The 19,115-nt window shown below is 68.9% G+C and carries 8 protein-coding genes; 4 read left to right on the top strand and 4 right to left on the bottom strand.

Features of this window, described 5'->3' with window-relative positions:
- Positions 1 to 1,399, top strand: a 1,399-nt coding sequence (locus AC1D1W_RS15360) for a DUF222 domain-containing protein (protein WP_476944140.1), incomplete at its 5' end; no start/stop codon positions are given.
- Positions 1,400 to 1,576: 177 nt separating this feature from the next.
- Here the strand turns inward: AC1D1W_RS15360 and AC1D1W_RS15355 are convergent.
- The 4 genes from AC1D1W_RS15355 to AC1D1W_RS15340 all read right to left on the bottom strand — a co-directional run bounded on the left by AC1D1W_RS15355 (position 1,577) and on the right by AC1D1W_RS15340 (position 12,206).
- Positions 1,577 to 3,550 (bottom strand): serine/threonine-protein kinase, encoded by a 1,974-nt coding sequence (locus tag AC1D1W_RS15355; RefSeq protein ID WP_476944139.1) that lies wholly within the window; start codon positions 3,548 to 3,550, stop codon positions 1,577 to 1,579.
- Positions 3,551 to 3,631: 81 nt separating this feature from the next.
- The gene (locus AC1D1W_RS15350) at positions 3,632 to 7,942 is read right to left on the bottom strand and encodes an FtsK/SpoIIIE domain-containing protein (RefSeq protein ID WP_476944138.1); all 4,311 of its coding nucleotides are present in this window, start codon (positions 7,940 to 7,942) and stop codon (positions 3,632 to 3,634) included.
- A gap of 62 nt (positions 7,943 to 8,004) precedes the next feature.
- On the bottom strand, positions 8,005 to 9,351 hold the full coding sequence (locus AC1D1W_RS15345; protein WP_476944137.1) for a type 1 periplasmic-binding domain-containing protein: 1,347 nt from the start codon (positions 9,349 to 9,351) through the stop codon (positions 8,005 to 8,007).
- On the bottom strand, positions 9,348 to 12,206 hold the full coding sequence (locus AC1D1W_RS15340; protein WP_476944136.1) for a hypothetical protein: 2,859 nt from the start codon (positions 12,204 to 12,206) through the stop codon (positions 9,348 to 9,350). The genes AC1D1W_RS15345 and AC1D1W_RS15340 overlap by 4 nt, the downstream gene beginning before the upstream one ends.
- 232 nt (positions 12,207 to 12,438) lie before the next feature.
- Here AC1D1W_RS15340 and AC1D1W_RS15335 point away from each other — a divergent pair, with 232 nt between their 5' ends.
- From AC1D1W_RS15335 to AC1D1W_RS15325, 3 genes are all read left to right on the top strand, one after another.
- Complete coding sequence (locus AC1D1W_RS15335; protein WP_476944135.1) at positions 12,439 to 12,720, top strand: pyrophosphorylase; 282 nt, start codon at positions 12,439 to 12,441, stop codon at positions 12,718 to 12,720.
- A 126-nt stretch (positions 12,721 to 12,846) separates the two neighbouring features.
- Positions 12,847 to 18,486, top strand: a complete 5,640-nt coding sequence (locus AC1D1W_RS15330) for a DUF6531 domain-containing protein (RefSeq protein ID WP_476944134.1) — start codon at positions 12,847 to 12,849, stop codon at positions 18,484 to 18,486.
- 2 nt (positions 18,487 to 18,488) lie between these two features.
- Complete coding sequence (locus AC1D1W_RS15325; RefSeq protein ID WP_476944133.1) at positions 18,489 to 18,785, top strand: hypothetical protein; 297 nt, start codon at positions 18,489 to 18,491, stop codon at positions 18,783 to 18,785.
- Positions 18,786 to 19,115 lie beyond the last annotated feature (330 nt).

Genomic DNA, 19,115 nt, shown 5'->3' with positions numbered 1-19,115 from the left:
GGATGACGGGTACCGGAACACGGTGGAGTTCCTGCGGGCGCGGCTGCGGATCGGCGCCGCGGAGGCCAGGCGCCGGCTCGGCCTGGCCGACACACTGCTGCCCCGGCAGGGACTCGGCGGCCGGTCCATGCCGCCCGTACACCCGGAGCTTGGAGCCGCCGTCGCGGCCGGCGAGGTCGCGTCCCGGGCCGCGACCGTCATCACGCTCGCCCTGGACCGGGTCCCGCACAGCTGCCTCCCGGAGGCCGCGGCGGCGATGGAGCACGCCCTGACCCGCACCGCGGCCGAGAACGACGGCGACTTCCTGGCCCGGGTCAGCCGCAGCTGGGCCGAGGCGCTGGACCAGGACGGCGCCGAACCCTCCGAGGAACTGCTCCGCCAGCTCCAGGGCGCCTTCCTCCGCAAACCCCGGCACGGCCTGCAGCACCTGGAAATCTTCGCCACCACGGACCAGTTCGAACACCTGATCACCGTGATGAACACCGCCACCAACCCCCGCACCGGCCCAGACACCGGCCAGGGCACCGCCACCGGCAACACGGCGCAGGCCGGACCGGGTGAGGGCGGGGCGGGCGTGAATGGGGCGGCGGCGGTGTGGGAAGCCGTCGGGCGCAGCCCTGACGTCTTTGAATCCGCTGGCGGCACGAGTGCTGCCGGCGTTGGCGCTCCCGAGGCCGTCCGGGCCGACACCGGCCCGGCGGACCAGCCCGGAACCACCGAGGGGCTCACCACGGCCGAAGAGGACGCCGCGCTGCCGTCCCTGGACCTCCGCTCCCGGCCGCAGAAGCTGCTCGACGGCCTGGTCGGCGCGTGCAAAGCAGCCCTCGCCACCGGAGGGCTGCCCGCGGCCGGCGGGCTCCGGCCGCAGATCATGGCCACCATCGATTACCGCGACCTGCTCACCCGGCTCGGACCGACTCCCGCCGAARCAGGCGCCCCTGCCAACACCGCACAGCACGGCACCGGAACCAGACASGGCACCGGGACGCTGCTGTTCACCGGCCCCGTCACCGCCGGCACCATCCGCAAAATSGCCTGCGACGCSGACATCATCCCSGTCGTCYTCGGCGGCGAGGGCCAGGTCCTGGACATCGGCCGSGCCTCCCGSGTCTTCCCGCCSCACATCCGCAAGGCCATCACGGCCCGGGACCGGGGCTGCGCCTTCCCGCAATGCACCATTCCGGCTCCCTGGTGCGAGGCCCACCACATCACCTACTGGTCCCGCGGCGGAACCACCGGAACCGGCAACGGCACCCTGCTCTGCTCCCATCACCACCACGTGATCCACAAGGAACACTGGAGCATCCAGATGCGCACCGGGACCCCCTGGTTCATCCCGCCACCCCACCTCGACCCCGCCCAGACGCCCCGCCGGAACACCTACTTCCGCCTCGAGTGACCCCGTGGCCGCCGCGTGACAGAAGCCCTGACGGCCGGGTGACCGTGGGGGTCGAACGGCACCGGCCCGGACGGCCGGGTGGGCTGGGCGGCTCGCACGTCCAGGCCAAGGTCATGGCCGCGGGGGCAACCCCGAGCCCTCAGTCCTGGCAGCCCTCAGCCCTGGGAGCCCTCGGTCTTAGGAGTTTTCCCGGGACGTGATCCCGAAGCTCGGAGACTGCAGCTCGGTGAAGTTCCCGACGCTGGCGCGCACGGTGCACTGGGGCGTGATCTGCAGGGCCGTCACGGTAAGCCCCGCGCTGTCCACCGCGAGCGCCCCGCCGCAGCCGTCGGAGAACCGTACTCCCTTCTCGCCGCCGCTCACGGCGTCGAGCATCTGCGAGGGCTTGCCCGACGCGGGACTGACGTAGAGCGGGTTCAGCTCGTCGGCGCCGCCGGCCCAGACTGGCACAAGGGTGATCTTTAGCGGGCTAGGCGTCACGACGCGCGCCGGAGTATGCACCTCCACGCCCTTCAGCCGCTGGACGGTATAGGCCGTGCCCTTGACGGCAGGGTCCTGCGTCGCGGCCGTCGTCGCCTCGGACCCAGCCCGCAGCCACGCGTCGAGGGCCTGCTGGTCCGCGGGTGACACTGACACCTTGGCGGTGACCTGGGCTGCACCTCCCGCCGGGACCTCCAACCCCGAGACCTTCCAGCCGCACTCGACGTCAATGCCGGTGATCGAGGCCTGATTCCTGCTCACCGAAGCCCCGTCCCACGTGACCGCCGGGCACGCTTCCCCGTCGGCCAGGCCCGGGATCACCTCAAGGAAATCACCGGACAACGGCGCCTTCTGCGCCGCATACGCCACAGTCAGGCGGACCTGGCCGGAGGACGGCTCATAGGAGGCCTCCCGCGAGATTGTCAGGCCGGTCGGCAGCGCCGCGTCCTGAAGTTGCTTGGACACCTGGCCTTCCGCGGTGGGCCGCATTTGCTGACCTGCAGGGGCGAGGACAACGAACCCAACGACCATCGCGACGACGAGCAGGGCTGCGGCACCGGCGAGCAGTAACGCTTTGCGAGTGCGCCAGAACGGGGTGGCGACCTGTTCCTCGAGCCGGGCCTCCGCCCGGGGCCGCACTTCGCGACGCGGGATTGGCCGGGCGATGGTGGCGCTGTCGGCCTCCCCAAGCTCGGGAGCCTTCCCGGCGTGGTCATCTTGCGAGCCTGACGCGAAGGCCGTGAGGTCCTCGTCCGTGAAGGCGCCCCGGACGACGGTGGCCGAGCGTTCGACGGCGTCGAAGTCCTCCGGGGCCTCGGTACGCGTGATCGGGCTGCTGCCGGCAAGGCGGGGTGCGAGACGCCGGAGCGTTGCCGCGGCCTCACTCGCCGTCGGGCGTTGGGCGGGGTCTTTGGACAGCAGCGAGTCGAGAACGTTCCATACCGCGTCGTCCACGGGGATCCGTGGCGGGCGCGAGGAAACATGGCGGTACGCGACGCTGAAGTCCGTCCCCGGCCCGGCGAAAGGAGTGCGCCCGGCGAGGAGCTCGTAGAGGAGGATGCCCGTTGAGTAGACATCGCCCGGCGGCCCGGACCGGCCCTGGCTGATGAGCTCGGGAGGCATGTAGTGCGGGGTGCCGATGAGACCGGTCGTCTGGCGGATCTTTTCGCCCACGACGTCCGAGATGCCGAAGTCGGAGACCCGTACGTCGCCCGCGCCGCATTCGGGCCAGGGGCGGGCGAGGAGCACGTTGTCCGGCTTAATGTCGCGATGGGTCACGCCTCGTGAGTGCGCGAAAGCCAGGGCGTCGAACACTTCGGCGGCGACGTTGAACGCGTCCAGGGGACGCAGCGGGCCCGCCTCCTTGACCGCGTCGCGCAGCGAGCCTCCCGCGACATAGTCCATGACGATGGCCAACCGCGCGCCCTCCACCACCATGTCGCGCACCGTGACGATGTGGGAGTCCTGCAGGCCAAGCAGGACGGATCGCTCGCGGACGAACCGCTCTACGAGCGAAGGATCGTCAGCGTGTTCCGGGCGCAGGACCTTGGCGGCAAAAGTCCGGCCGTCGGCCGAGGTGACGGTCCAGACCTCGCCGACGGCGCCGGAGCCCACCCGTTCGCCGAAGCGGTAGGACGCTCCCAGAGCCTGACCCGTCTGTGCGAATTGCATACCGTACTCTCCAACGCTATCGATCTGATTCCTCAAGGCACCCGCCGTCCACTCGTTCGTCGTAGGCGCCCGCCGCCGGGTTCAAACCTCGGCGCTCATCGACTGGATCAGTGCCAGTTGCCCGCCGACGCCRATATATCCACGCCCGGCAGTCAGCGCCACCGGCGCCCTGCGCGGGAGTGCGGCGCCCAGCAGTTCGCCGTCGTAATCTACATCCGGTTGCAGCAGCACGCCCAGGCGCGATTTGCGGAGCGTCTTGGTCCAGTGACTGTACAGCCCGCGGAGATCCGCGGCCCGTCCGGCCGCAATGATGCACAGCCCCGGCTGCCCGGAGGTCACAGCCCCGGCGATGGATTGATCGGCGTCCTCGAAGCGCTCTGCGTCGTCGATGAGCAGGAACACCGGGCCGCGCTCGAGTCGCAGGGAGGCCAGCAAGGCAGGCACCTCATCCGTGCCGACGGCCACGCGATCCAGATCGGAGAGGGCCAGGGGCGAGCGGCGATCGCAGATGCCCCACACCTGAGCCGGCCCGCGGGAGGTGGCCGCGCCACGCAGGGCTGCGGCCAGGGCCAGCAGCAGCGTGGACTTGCCCGAACGGGCAGGCCCGGCGACGAGCGCGTGCTCGCCCTCGTAGATCTCCAGGAACGCCGGTGAGAGGTCCGCCTCCTGTATTCCCACCGGGATGAGCCAAGGTTCGGCCTCCAGCCGGGGTTCCACGCCCAGCTCCAGCATCGTGACGTTGGCGGGCAGACGCCTGATCGCCGGGGTCTTCGCGGGAGCGTGTGCCCAGCTTTGCCGCACGCGATCCACCGCAGCCTCGACCCCGATACCGGGCGTGGCCACATGCATCTGGAGTGAGGTGCGGGGATCCACGCAGCGCCCAGGAAGCGCGGCGGGGATTTCCTTGCCCCGGACGCCGAGCGAGGAGTAGTCGTAGGCGTCCGCCAGCCGGAAGAGCCACTTCTGCAGCGTCACCTCGTTCATGGCCGAGGGCACCGCCTTGGCGCGTGTGGTGGAGACCGCGAAGGACAGTCCCAGCGCCGGGCCGTCCGCGTACGCCCGGTACAGCAAAGCCAGCAGTTGCTGCCCTTCGAAGTCCTGGAACTCGTCCCGCAGCGAGGCCAGGCCGTCCAGCAGCACCACGGCGCGGCGGTGCCTGCCAGGCTCGGCGCGGCGGCTCTCGAGCTCGGTGTGCAGGTGCCGCAGGAACCGGGCCTGCTGCTCCTTGGCGCCGGCACCGGCTCCCACATACGCCACGGTGTGCGGCAGGCGTTCCATTGCTTCGAGTTCGCGGGAACCCATGTCGAGGATCATCAGGTCCAGTTCGGCCGGATCGGCGTCCGTCGCCAGTGTCAGCGCGATCGAGGCCAGCGTGGTGCTCGTGCCGGAGCCGGCCACGCCCATGAGCATCAGGTTCCCCACGGACATGTCCCATCCCGCCGCGGACTGGCGCTGCAGCTCCGGCTCGTCGACGATGGCCACCTGGACCGTGGAGTCTCGGACGGCGCCCACCATCGGCAGCGGGGGTGCGGGATCGGTGGGAGTGTCGGACGGAGCGGCGGGACGGCCGCCGTCCGGGAGGAATCCCTCCAGCTCCACACGCTCACCCAAGGCCTCCGGCCAGACCTGCCGCGGCTGGGCGAACCCTGCCTCGGCGTTGGCTTCGACAACCGCGTCGATGAGGAGTTCGAGGTCGTTCTCGTCCACGGCCGCAGACCGTGGCGGCGCCGCCGCGGGAACGGGGACGCCGAACTGGCGGATCTCACGCACTTCCACGGCGGGGCCGGCGCCGAGCTGCGCCCGTCCGGTCACGAGGGCCGTCTGCACGGGGGTGATGTCGTCCTGGCCCAGTTTCACGAATGCGCGGCCCATCTGGGCCCGGCCGATCGCCGAGGCGGCGGGCACACCGATGACGTTATTGGAGTCGTCGCGGCTCTGCACCCGCAGGGCCACCCGAAGGTTGGTGTTCGCGAGGATGTCGTCGCTGACGACGCCCGCCGGGCGCTGCGTCGCCAGGATCATGTGCACACCCAGGGTGCGGCCCACTGCACCCACGCTGACGAGCGCTTTGAGCACGTCCGGGAAGTCCTTGGCCAGCATGGCGAACTCGTCGATCACGAGCAGCAGCCGGGGCATGGGCTCGGCCGGGTTCGTGGCCAGGTAGGCGTTCAGGTTGTCGATGCCCTCGCCGGCCTCTGCGAAGACCCTCTGGCGGCGTTCCATCTCCGCTTCCAGGGCGCGCAGGGCCCGGTCGGCGAGCTGCTCGTCCAGATTGGAGATCGTGCCGATGGTGTGCGGAAGGCGTTCGCATGCCTTGAAGGCGGCCCCGCCTTTGAAATCGACGAGGATAAAGTTCAGGCGGGTCGGATCGTTGCGTGCCGCGAGGCCGGCCACGAGCGAGCGGAGGAACTCGGACTTGCCGGAGCCGGTGGTGCCGCCCACCAGTCCGTGTGGGCCGTCCTTGACCAGGTCCAGGGTCAGGGTGCCGTTCTCCCCTGTGCCGATCGGCGTGGAGACTCCGGTGGGAGCCTGCCAGAGGCGACGGATCGTGGCCGAGTCCGGGCGATCGTAACCGAGGAGCCCGGGCAGCCGCACGAGCGGGGGCAGCGAGGCCCCGGGCACGCTCAGCTCCGGATCGTCGAAGTGCGCCACGCGCATTGCGCAGCGCAGGGCCTCCTCCTGGTCCAGTCCTGCCAGGATGACGTCCTCCACGCGGGTCAGGTTCTCCGGCTGGTCCACAGTGGCCGCTGCGTCCGCCCCGACCCTGATGATCGTGGTGCAGGAGGCCGGCAGCTGCTCCTCCGAGGTCGCGATGACGATGCCGGCCACCCGTGACGGGCTCTGCTGCGGGCTCCCATGGGCCCCGGGTACGGAGCGGCCCGCGCCGAGCAGCGCGCGTGCCGGCGCGTCCCTGCCCTCCGTGAGCACCTCGGAGTCCAGGACCACCAGCATCGCTGGTGTGGGCAACTCCTGCACCGCGTCCTTGAGCGTGCGCAGCATGGCCAGGCTCGACTCGCGGTCCGCAGACATCCACCGTTCGCCCGTGCTGCTGCCGGCCTGGCGTGTGTGCGGCAGCCATGAAGCCCACTCCCACTCGTCAGCGCGCCCGGCGTCGCAGAAGACGCCGATGGTCAGGTCGGCTGGGCCGACGTGCACCGCGGCCTGGGCCAGGAGGGATCGCGCGAGCGCCAGAGTCCCCTCCCGCGGCCCGACGATACCCACCACACCTGCGTCGGTCAGGTCCACGAGCACGGGCGCGGCCTGAAGGCGCGCGGCCGCGAGGGAGTCCTTCACCTTCTCATCCAGCCGCGATCCGGCGGTGCGGTCCACCTCGGGCTTCCAGGGGACGTCACCTGTGCCGGCGTGCAGGGCCAGGAAGTCGTCCGCGTCTGCGCGGCGCTGCCACAAGGACGTGGCGGGGAGTGCGGGGCGCCGGACTACGGTCGCGGGATCGGGGATCATCCGATGCCGTCGTGCGGTCTCCGTCGCCGCGGCTGCGCGGATCTGCCGCTCGAATCCCTGGAGCGCCCCGGCGAAGCGCTCGTCCTCTTCTTTGAGGCCCCGGGCGTGGCGGCGCTTTTGTTCGAACCACATGCCCACGGCCATGACCGGGCTGAGCATGGCGAACATCGCGAAGCGCAAGTCCCGCAGGATCAAGACCATCGCCGCCGCCATCACGAGGGGCGCGAGCACCGTGATGTAGCTGAATTTGCTGGCTGGCGGCACTTCCTTGCGGCTCGGCGGGACCAGGGGCTCGCCCGCCGGAGCCTGCCCGGGGCGGGGAGGCCGGTTGAAGGGCGCTGTCGCCGCCGGTGTGAGGTTGTGCAGGCTGCCGGGCGCCGGGGCTGGCGTCTCGTCCAGGGACCGGCGCAGGAGGAGCACCGCGCCGCCCGCCGTGATCGTGGCGGTTTCGGTGACCAGGACCCCGTCCTCCCCCACCGGCTCGCCATTGACGAGGGTGCCGTTCGTGGACCCGCCATCGAGCACCCGCAGCCCGTCCTCCTCCCGGCGCAGCCGGCAGTGGTCCCATGACGCGCTTTCGGTCGGAAGGCTCAGATCGGCGTGAGGGGACCGGCCGATGAGCATCTCTCGCCCGTGCGGAACGTCAATCACGCCACCGGTGCGCTGGCCGCCGGCGAGCGTCACGCTCCAGCCGCGCACGCGCTGCGGAATCTGCCACGGCGCCCGCGAGATGCGGCTGCCCTCCAGGAAGATCAGCTCTGAGACGGGGGTGGAACCACGCACCTCGGCCTCGTTCACGAACACCGCCTCATCGGGTGCAAGGCGCGGGCCACCGGCGGCCTCCACGAGGTCTGTCAGCGTCGTGGCAGGCGCGGCGTGAGCCACGTCGCACTCAAAGCGGCGCTCGTCCAGGTCGATCAGCACACGCACCGGGGCGCTCCTTCAGTGGTGGATGGTTCCCGCCCGCCCAGGGGCGAGCCGGGGGCGGGTGGTCAGGGGTTTGCCGGCGCCGGCACCCATACGAGCCGCGGAGCGGCCTCGTCCGGCGGGCGCAGGCCCAGATCCTGAGGGGAAGCGTAGACCGGGATTGCCTCCGCGGTCAGCGCCGCGGAGCGCGAGAAATCCAGCGCCGGCCCGGCGAGGCCGTCACCAGGACCGAAGGACATGGTGCGCAACGCCGCGCCGACCTTGGACGGCTCGCCGCTTCCAGCCGACGCGGCCGCCCGTACGAGGGCGACGACGGCGTCGTGGCTGCGTGAGTCCGCCGCCCATGCGTCGGCGGAAAACGCGGCATCGCCCGTCAGGTTCTTGACCTTCGGGTCACCGGACGCCAGGCGCACGGCGGACAGGAATGCGGACATCCCGCGCCCCTGGGCGTCCTGCTGGAGCGCCGTGGCATCGCCGCCGGCCGGGGCAACACTGACCAGCTGCCCGGAGGCGGCGCCATCGAGCTCGGACAGCGTGGAGGCGAAGGCCGGGGCAGTGGCGCCGTCCGGAATGACCACGGGGACGGACACGTCGCGGGCCTGCAAGGCCTGGACCAGCCGGGCCAGCCGCTGCGGGGTGGCGGCCGAGACAACCACGGCATCCGCGGGCTCGGCGACCCTCGTGGACCCGGCGCCTGCTGGGGCGTCCTCGGCAGGCGGGCGCAGCTGGTCCCCTGTTCGGATGGCGGCCTCCTGGGCCAGGTCCATCACCGCGTCGAAGCCATCGAGGGTCAGCGTCTGTGAGATCCCGACCGACGCAGGGACCTCGCCGCCGTCCCCGACGAGCAGCACCCTGTTTTTGCCGTTCAGCGCGGTTCGAAGGGCGGCCGCGACGGATGCGCCCGACGGCCTCGTGGTCCAGGTGGCCTGCGCGGGGTCGGATGGTTCGGCGTAGGGCAGGATCGCCGGGAGGCCGAGCTCCTCGGCGGCCTTAGCCGCGGCCCGGGCCGGCGCACCCGTGGTCGCCACGACGACACCCGATGCTCCCTGTTCGGCGAGCGCGTGGACGGCGGCGCGGGCGCCATCTTCCGTGCCGCGGTCGTTCTGGGCTACGAGGGCGACGGCGGCGCCGCCCTTGGCAAAGCGCTGTGCGGCGACGATCGCGCCCTGTGCTGCGCGGTTGTACTCGGAGCCGGGCTCGCCGGACTGGCCGAGCGTGAGAACGACGCCGATGGAGAAGTCGTTCGGCAGGCCCTCGGCTTTCAGCGCGACGGGAACCGTCGCGGCTACCGGATCGGGCCGTGAAGCCTCCTTGGGACGGCTCAGCGCCACAGTCGTCAGGGCGATCGCAGCCGCGAGTACGACAGTGATGCCCGCGACGATCAGGGTCGTGAGCCCGGTGCGGGAGCTCATGCGGTGCCGCCGATCTTCAGTGTGTACAGGGTCTGCGACGTGGCGCCGGCCGGCACCTCGAGGTGGAACGGTGGCAGTTCGTCGACAGCGGTGAGTGAAGCCTTGAACTGCGCCTGGCGCAGCAGCAGCCCCGCCACGTCCCTGGAGCGGATATTGGCATAGCCCTCAGCGTTCTGCGATGCCAGTGCCAGCTGATAGTCGGCAGTGTCGGCCTTGGCGGCGCTTGTGGCCATGGAGCCGAGCAGGCCGGATCCGTTCACCGAGCGGTCGCCCAGGTCGAGCATCACCTTGGTGAGGCTTGAGGACAGGAGGGCGCTGGCGCCCTCGACGTCACGGGTTGAGCCGGACGTGCTGGAGGCGATGTTCGCGAGCGAGGACTGCGTGCTCTTGTCCAGGGATGCGGCCAGCGCGTCGCTCTGCCCGCGCAGTTCGTCCCGCTGCTTATTCACCGTGCCCTCGGCGTCGTTCACCACCTCGTCCGAGGTGGACTTCAAACCGGAGATGGAGTGGTTGAAGGCCGTGATCACGGCGTCGGAGCCTGCATCGCCGATCTCGGCGACCCGGCGCACTTGCTCGTCCACGGTCTTGTAGACCTCGGCGGCGGTCTCGGCCGAGACCTCGCGGAGGGACTCCTTGATCTTGTCGCCGAGCCCGTCCTGCTGCTCCTTGAGCTTCGCGAGCGTCGAGCCTACCCGGCCGGAGGAGTCGATCGCCTTACCGAGCGCGGCGTCCATGGCAACTAGTTCGCGCTTGTTGCTGTTGACGTCGCCCGTGGCGGCGCCATCGAGCGCCTTCGTGGCCTTGTTGATGGCGTCCAGCTTGGCGTCGATGTCGTCGATCGCCGTCCCCAAAGTGGTGAACGCCTGGCCGATCTCCTCGTCCGGGGCGGTGGTGTCGGTGGCCGCCAGGAGCGCGTCCCAGGCGGCCGTCTGGGCCTGGATCCGATCGTCCAGCGGGTCCTTGAACCCCAGCGGCGGGCGCAGTTCCTGCGCCGGGTTTCCGCTTTCATCCGTGGGCTCGCACGGCGCGGACGTCAAGTAGGAACGCAGCCGCTCCGCCTGCTCGGCGGACAGTCGGCCCTCGCGGGGCAAGGCGCCGTCGGCCATCTTGCACAACTCGTCGGCGAGCCGCTGCGTTTGCTGCGTCATCGAGCCGTTCAGCAGCGAGCGGTCACCCAACTCGCCCCGGGCGTTCTGCGCAGTCTTCTTGATGTCGCCCAGCTTCTGCCGCAGGCCGTCGATGCTGCCGCGGACCGCAGCGGCCGCGTCCCGGGTCGCGTCGACGGAGCCCCGGGCGGACTTGATCGCTTCTTCCACGTTTGCGAGGGCAGTCTTGTAGTCTTCGGTGGTCTCGGCGCCGTCGAGGACCGCAGCGAAATCGGCGCGAACCTTTTCCAGCGTGACGGCGGCGGCCTCCTGATCCTTGATCGCGCCCTCGACCATCTGCGGCTGCAGGTCCGCCACGAGCTCGTCGCCCTTCGTCACCAGGCCCAGCAACGCACCCGTGACGGTCACGGCAGAGCCGTAGAGGGAGCATGTCATCGAACCCTGCTCCGCGCATTCCTCCGCGGTGGGGTCCTCGGGGCCCATGGTGGCCTTGATGGCGCCCGCGACGATATCCCGGCAGCCCGCGCTTACCTTCGCGTAGGCGTCGAGCTGCGAAGCCATGGTCTGGATGCTGGAGTAGACCGTGGCCGCCTTCCCCGATTTGGGCACCTCCGCGGTGCAGCCGTCACCGTTGATGGGAGCCGTCGCGGGCACGGCCGAGGTATCGCCCAGCATCGCGTCCACGGCGGCGACGGTCAGCTTCAGCTGGGACGCAGTGGTGGACTGCGTTGACTTCGTCGCGGCCTCCAGGTCGGCGCCGAGAGTCTTCAGCTGCTCCTTCAGGTCCACCATGGTTGCGGCCAAGGCCGTGGAGTTATCGCGCAGCTCGCCCGCCGTCTTCGCACCCAGGGTCTGAGAGGTCTCCTGCAGGTTCTGCCGGACCTCGGTGATGGTGGATCCGGCCTTGGTCAGCACGGTGTTGACGTCCGAGACCAGTGAGATGGTGCGGCGTTGCAGCCCCATCTCAGAGCCCGCACCGGAGGAGAACGCGCCGGCGAGCACGCCGTCCGCGCTGAGGTCGGTGTTGAGGCCCGGCTGCACCGCCACGTCGAAAGCGGGGACCTGAAAGTCCTTGACATCAGCAACGAGGCGCAGCGTGGTGCTCGCCCCGGAACGCGGCGGGGCCAGCACGGTGGCCCACTGCACCACGGTGGCACCGTCCTCGGTGCTGCTCAGGACGCCGTTGGTGCCCGTTCCCCCGTCCGCAGAGCCGGCGGTGACGTCGTCGGCCCGTACACCGGTGAGCTTCGTTGAGGCGGCGATAGTCAGCGGGGCGCCCACGAGGGCGGTATCGGAGCGGGTTTGGCCCGCGGCATCGTACTCGATGACCCGCGGCTTGACCGTGAGGTTCTCCAGTGTCAGGTCGATCTCGACCGGCCCGGTGTGGCCTTGAAGCTCGGTGAGGTCGGAGCCGGACTTCTCTCCGGCCCGGTACTGCAGGCTCACTCGCACCGGCAGTTCGCCCACTGCCTGGGATGCGTCGTACTTCGTGTCCGCTGCGGAGGAGTCGCCGGCCGCTGACACGGAGATGGTGGTGCCTTCGATCGTCTCGACCCCGGCGGCCGGGGACATGCCCACGCGGACGCTCTGCAGGAGCTTGACCGGATTGGACACCGACTCCGGTTCGCGGGCCGGGCCGCACGACGTCGTCGCGATCAGCCCCAGGGCGGCCAGGAAGGCGCACAGCGCCCGGCCCGGCGCCATCCGGCGCCCCCGGGTGTGCTGGTGCGTGGTAGTCCGTCTGGGCATGATCGTCCCCTCTTCCGTTCATGGTGCCTTCAGCATGATACGGGGTTTAGCTCACGAATGGACTAATCGCGGTTTGCATGTGTCATGCGTATGACATGGGCGGTCATGTCCGGCCGTCCTAGTTTTTCTTTTTGTTGGATTTATTGACGTGTGTTGGTAGCGTCGGCACCGTCCGGTCGCCGGCGGTGCTGCGTCCGGCGGAGAAGCGGTTGTCTCTTGGGAGGAATTTTCTATGTCGCGTGTGTTGTCTACTGAGCAAGCGAAGGCTGCGATTGGGCAGGTGCAGTCGATCATTAACGGTGGTTTCACGGATCAGATCTCGGCGCTGGACGCGCAGGGAAGGATTTTGTCAGATCCGAATATTTGGGATGGCCCCTTGGCTGCGCAGTTCCGTGGTTCTACGTGGCCGGAGACGAAGGCTGCCTTGGATAAGGCCAAGACTGAGCTGGAACAGTTGCGGGGGCAGTTGCAGAAGATCTCGCAGGACATCTTCTCCGCTGGCGGCGGCGCCTGAGTCTGTACTTGCTGGTGTGAGGGCCGGGTAATCGCGCCACTTTGGTGAGTGGTGCGGTTACCCGGCCGATGCACGGTTTGGTGGTTTTTTTATGTTCCGGTTCTTGTTCTGTGGGGGGCTTTGGTTGTGACCGAGTTCGTTGAGATGCCGCTGTTGCCGGCTTCGGATGCATCTGATGGTGGGCGGTTCAGTTACGCCGTGGCCGGGTCGGTGAGGTCGGCGTTCGAATCGGCGGCGTCAAGGCTTGAGGAGCAGTCGGGTTCGCGGGCATCGTACGTCGCCTCAGCGAAGGAGGACTTCAAGGGGCACTTCTCTGAGGTTTTCGAGGCCAACGCTGCCACGGCGAAGAATGACGCAAACGCGTTGGTGTCGGCGTTGCGGACGGTGGCCGGATACGTCGGGCAAATGATCGACGCCGGGCATGAGGAGGACGCCCGGCGTGAGAAGAACAACGAGTGGGTCCGGCGGCATAATGACCGGAATCTGCTCGAGCAGGCCGGTGATTTCTTCTTCGGCAAGGAAGAACGGCCGGGCGGGGAACCGGGGAAGGCTCCGGTGTTTGCCCCGGCCGATGCCAGGACGGGATCGCGGAATACCCCGGCGCCCGGCGGCGGGTACGGGGGCGGGACGTCCTCGGCGCGTCCGGCTCTTCTGCGGTCTTTCGCGGCAGGGTCGCGGGGCCTGGACGACGGGTTGGCGGCCGAGCCGGCCTCGTTGCACGGGCATATGTCCTCCTTCGCGTCTGATTGCTACTGGGGTTCAATAGACGCGTCCGGAGTGATCACCGCATACCGGCGGTACTTGCAGGCGAACGAGAACGACGCGAAGTGGGCGGTAACGGTCGCGGACGCGTTTGCGGCCGCCGGCGGCGAGGGAAACATCTCGACTCTCTCGGATGCAGCCGTGAATGAGGCGTTGGCAGCGGCCGGCGTGAGCGCCAACCGGTCCGGGTTGGTCATCGATCCGCCGACGGCGGCGGGCGCGATGCCCACCAGCGGGTACGCGAATGATCCCGTGAACACTTCGACAGGAAACTTCATCGAGCCGGAGTTGGATCTGGGGTTCGCGGGGGTTTCCTCGAATCTGTTCTTGTCCCGGATGTACAACTCGCTGGCGTCCGGTTTGGAGATGCCCGGGGTGTTCGGTCCGGGCTGGGCCTCGGTTCTGGATCAGTACCTCACGGTCTCGGATGAGGGGTGCCGGTGGGTGATGGCCGACGGCCGCGCCGTGGACTTCCCCCGGGAGGGCACCGGCTGGGGCAGGGGTGTGGGAGAGAATTACTGGCTGACCCGCGAACCCGCCACCACGGCTGTCCTCACGGAGTTGGGCTCCCTGCCTGAGGGTACGGTCGAGCTCCTCGTGGTCCGGGACAACCAGGGCGCATGGTGGGCTTACAGCCCGACCGGCGTGTGGCTCGGTGCCGGGTCCGGGCCTGGCCGGACGGTGTCCGTTCTTCGGGAAAGACCAGCCGACGGCGGTATTAGCGGACTGGTGACCCGGCTGGCGCATGCGCGGGGCCGTTTCCTCGACGTCGAGTACGTGGACGGGCTTGTTGCCGTGGTGCGGGCCTCGGACGGGCGCCGGGTGGAGTACGAGTACGACGCCGGTGGCAGGCTGACGCGCGTGGCAACCGAACTCGGGGCGCGCACCTACCGGTGGAATGAGCAGGGCCTGATCGAAGCTGTGGTCTCGGCTGCGGGCGTTCTCGAGGCAGAGAACACCTACGACGAACACGGCAGGGTTGTCCTGCAGACCTCCCAGCATGGGCGCCGGACCAGGTTCGCGTATCTGCCCGGCCGCGTCACGGTCGTTTCGGATGAGGACGGCACCCGGTCCAATTCGTGGATCGCCGACGCGAAGGGCCGCCTGGTCGGCGTGCTCGATTCCCATGACCAGCGGCAGTCCATGGCCTACGACGGCCACGGAAATCTGGTGTCGTTCACGGAGCGCGACGGAACCGTCACGGTGCACGCCTACGACGGGCGGGGCCGGAAAATCCGGACCGTGACCCCGGAAGGCGCGGACCTCACCTACGGCTGGGATGAGCAGGACCGCATCACCACGCTGGTGACGGAGTCCGGGTCGGTCGTCTCGTATGAGTATGCCGATGAGGTTTCGCGGGACCCCTCGGTGATCGTGGACCCGCTGGGCGGGCGCACCGAGCTTCAGTGGCGGAACGGGCAACTGGCCCAAGTAGTGGACCCGGCCGGAGTGACGGTCGGCTTTGAGTACGACGGGTTCGGGGACCTGGTTTCGACCCGAAATGCAGTGGGGGACGTCGCGAGGATCGTCCGTGACCATGCAGGCCGCCCGGTTGCGGCGCTCAGCCCGTCCGGGGCTGAAACCCGATTCAGCTATGACGGTGCGGGCCTGCTGGTGCGGCGTGAGGACCCGGACGGCGCCGTCTGGGCCTTCGAGCACGATTCGGCAGGGCGGACGACGGCGTTCGTCGCCCCGGACGGCGGGCGGACCGAACTCGAATACGCCGTCAACGGTGAACTGGTCCGGACGATCGATCCGTTGGGCCGGGCCATTGAGCGGGTCTTCGATGAGCTCGGCAACGTCACCGGCGCGGTGCTGCCGGACGGCGCCCGGTGGGGCTTTGTCCATGACACACTTTCCCGGCTGGTCGGGATCACGGACCCCGCCGGTCACGGCTGGGGGCGGGAGTACGACAAGGTCGGCGCCCTGACCGCCGTCGTCGACCCGACCGGGGTCCGCACAGACGCGACCGCAGATCGCAAGGCCGGCACGGCCACCCTGACGGACGCGTTCGCGTCCTCAACTTTCAGCTTCGATGAGTACGGGCGCCCCACGCAGGTCCAGGGTGCGGACGGCTCCGCGGAGCTCGTCTCCTATGACGCGGCGGGCAACCCGGTGGAGCTCGTCGACGGCGAAGGCGGCCTGACGGTCCTGGCCCGGGACGTGGCCGGGAAGATCACGTCGATCACCTCCCCCACCGGTGCCGTCACCCGGTACGAGTACGACGGGTGCGGGCGGCCCTGGAAAACCACGGACCCGCTCGGCGCGGTCACGGAACTGGCCTACGACGCCGATCAGCGTGTCACCGCCCGGACGCTGCCCACGGGCGAGGTCGAGACCTTCGAGTACGACCCGTGCGGGCGGCTCCTGTCCCGCCGCGCCCCCGGCCAGGGCGTTTCCCGGTACGGCTACGACAAGACCGGGCGGCTGACCTTCTCCCAAGACACTTGGTATGGCACCCGCCGGTTCAAATACAACACCCCCGGGGAACTGACTGAGACCGTCAACGGCGTGGGCGGCCGGACCCGGTTCGAGTACGACATCCGCGGGCGCCTGGTCCGCATCACCGATCCCCTGGGCGGGGTGACTACCCGGACCTACACGGCTACGGACCAGGTCGATTCCGTGACCGATCCGCTCGGGCGGGTGACCACGGCCACCTACGATCCTGCGGGGCGGCAACTGTCCCAGACCGATCCTGACGGGCACACCACCACTTGGACTTACGATTCGGCCGGCCGGGAATCCTCCACCTCGTTCGACGGGAAACTCCTGGCCGCCGTCGAACGCGACCTGATCCGCCGCCGCGTGATCATTACCGATTACACGGGCGCCGACGGGCTGGCGGTGGAGCACGAGCTGGCGTATGACCGGCGCGGGCAGCTGACCTCCCGCACCCGCGACGGCCGCGGAATGTCGTGGGAGTACGACGCCGACGGGAACCGCACCGGATTCACCGACGCGCACGGCACCACCACCACCTACGTCCGGAATGCCGCGGGCCGGGTGACCGCCGTCAGGAACCCCCGGCTCGGGGAGGCCGTGTTCACCCACGACGCCTCGGGGCGTATCACCTCCGCCACCGCCGGGGACCTCGTCCAGGAATGGGCCTACCGCTACGGCAGCCTGTCCGAGCACAGCCGCACCGACCGCAACGATCTTCTCTCGGCCGATGCCACACTGATCGGCCGGGACGGGGACGGCCGGATCACGGCCCTGACCCGCGCCGGTGCCGTGACCCGCTACGGCTACGACGGGGCCGGGCAGATGGTCTCGGCCGCCACCACCAGGAGCGGGGACCCGGAGGATTCCGCGCCGGCTTCCGTCTCGGAGTGGGTATACGACGCCGGCGGGCGCCCGATCCGCGAATCCACCCCGGCCGGCTCCCGGACCTACGAGTACGACGCCGCGGGGCAACTCCTTGCCGTCACGGACGCGGACGGGTCCCGGACGGAGTACGTCCACGACGGGCTGGGGCGCCGAACCCGGCTGATACTTCCGGACGGGTCCTGGACCGAGTACGCATGGGGCCAGACCGGCCACCTGAAGAGCGCGGCCGACCGCACCCCCGACGGCATGGAAACCTCCCGGCATGAGCTGTGGGTGGACGCACTCGGCGAACTCGCTGCCATCGATGGTGTGGAGCTGTGGTGGGACACCGCCAACCCCATCCCCGCCCTGGCCGGCTTTGACGGTGAACAGGTCCTTTCGCTGCCTGGTGGTGTCACCGGGATCGGCGAGGCCTGGACGGCGCCGGGCTGGCGCGCAGCCCGCCCCACCGACCAGACCGATCCCTGGGCAGTCATCGGCGCGCCGTCTATCCCGGACCCGGGTCCGGGCGGCACGCCCGGTGCTGGGGCCGCCGGCTGGGGAGCTGTGCCGGGGCTTGCCGGTGAGCTGCCCGCCGGGATCACCCTGACCGGCAACGGCGGCCTGGACATCGCGGGCCTGGAATGGCTCGGTGCCAGGGCGTATGACCCGGCCACCCGTGGCTTCCTCTCCACCGACCCCCTTTCCCCCGTCCTCGGCGCGGGCTGGGACGGAAACCCCTACGCCTACGCCGGCAACAACCCTCTGAACACCACAGACCCCACCGGGCTGCGTCCGCTGACGGATGACGAGCTGAAGGCCTACGATGGCTCCAGCCGGGGAGCGTTCGCCGCGGCCGGGAACTGGGTCAAAGACAACTGGGAATACGTCGTCGGCGGCCTGGCCGTTGTGGGCGGGGCGGTGTTGATGTTCGTCCCCGGCGGCCAGGTCGCAGGCTTGGGGCTGATGAGCTTCGGCGCCGACGTCGTGATCCAGAAAGCAACCACCGGGGAAGTCAACTGGGGCCAGGCCGCGATCTCCGGTGGCCTTGGAATGGTAGGCGGCGGTGTGGGAATGATGGCGGGCAAGCTCGTCAACAACCCCGTGGTGCGCATGGCCGTGGAAAATGGCGTTGACGGGGCGATCAGCGGGGCAGGCGGCTACCTCACCGGGCCAGGGCCCCACACTCCGACGGGGTTCATACGGGCTACCGCAATTAGCACTGGGACCGGAGCCCTACCCATCGGTGGTCGCGCGGGTAAAGTCGATGTCCCACCCTCGGCGACCACCAAACTCGGAGACCTGCCACCGACGCTGGAAGGAATGCGTGGTAATCCAGCCGCGAACTTTACAGACGGAGCCTACAAATCTAGATACCTTAGCGAAGATACAATTTTGTACAGGGGCGGAGAAGCCGGAAATCCGTGGGGTCGCTGGTGGTCCGAGGACGCACCGATCAGTGTCGAGCAAGTTAGAAATGACAAAGCGGTGTTGCCTGAGTGGCCTGGCGGCGGCAAGAGCCCCATCGATAGCGCTTTCATGGCTAGGTTCCCAGCCGGAACTGCTGTGCACGAAGGGATGACCGCACCGCAGACCGGGTTGGATGGCACGATTTATCCAGGCGGAACTCCCCAAGTCTATATTCCAGACGCAAGGACCGCGGGAGAAATTCTCAAAGAATGGAAATTGGATTAAACATGGGCACTGATATAGATACTCTGACACTCGATATGCTCAGGTTTGCGAGTCTGCTGAGAATTATGGAGCTCGCCAAACTAGCTCAGAATTACGAAGATCTCGCGGTAAAACTTCGCGCTGATTCGTCAACTAAGGCTGTGGACGAGGCGCGAGAGTGGGTCTTTGGGAGCTTTGGGCAGGGCAGCGGCAGCCTCAGCGACCGATACGTTTACAAGAACGGATCAGTCGATGATGTTCTCAACGCTGAATACGAAGAACTTCTTCAAAAGCTCACCGATTTTGCTAATGGCAGTTAGAAACTGCTCGGGAAAAATGTGCTTACCGATGCTGGATCTGAAATTCGACTAGCTCCTCCAATCTGGTCCTCCCGCGTCGTGCAGTAGAAGCCTTCGCTCGTCAGCCCGCGACACACTTCGTCCCGCACCGGATCCGCAACATGCAGCCTCCGAGCACCATAGCGCGTGTGGGGCGCCGCCTTTGGAGGTGGCACCGTCGGCTTCGGTGGCGACCAACTGCAAAGCGGACTCGGATGGTGGGCAAAACAGGCCAAGAAAGGGTTGGCTGTTGTGGGAAGGAAAGCTGAGCATCCGGTACGGAATGCTCTGATCCTTAGTGGCGTGCTCTTG

The sequence above is a fragment of the Arthrobacter sp. P1_B4 genome, from assembly GCF_056406555.1.
The sequence above is the reverse complement of the archived record's forward strand: the minus strand, read 5'-3'. Positions and strand labels throughout refer to the sequence as shown.

Bases quoted from the DNA above. Each gene is read 5' to 3' on its own strand.
- AC1D1W_RS15355 (WP_476944139.1), bottom strand. From the start codon at position 3,550: ATGCAATTCGCACAGACGGGTCAGGCTCTGGGAGCGTCCTACCGCTTC.
- AC1D1W_RS15340 (WP_476944136.1), bottom strand. From the start codon at position 12,206: ATGCCCAGACGGACTACCACGCACCAGCACACCCGGGGGCGCCGGATG.
- AC1D1W_RS15345 (WP_476944137.1), bottom strand. From the start codon at position 9,351: ATGAGCTCCCGCACCGGGCTCACGACCCTGATCGTCGCGGGCATCACT.
- AC1D1W_RS15325 (WP_476944133.1), top strand. From the start codon at position 18,489: ATGGGCACTGATATAGATACTCTGACACTCGATATGCTCAGGTTTGCG.
- AC1D1W_RS15335 (WP_476944135.1), top strand. From the start codon at position 12,439: ATGTCGCGTGTGTTGTCTACTGAGCAAGCGAAGGCTGCGATTGGGCAG.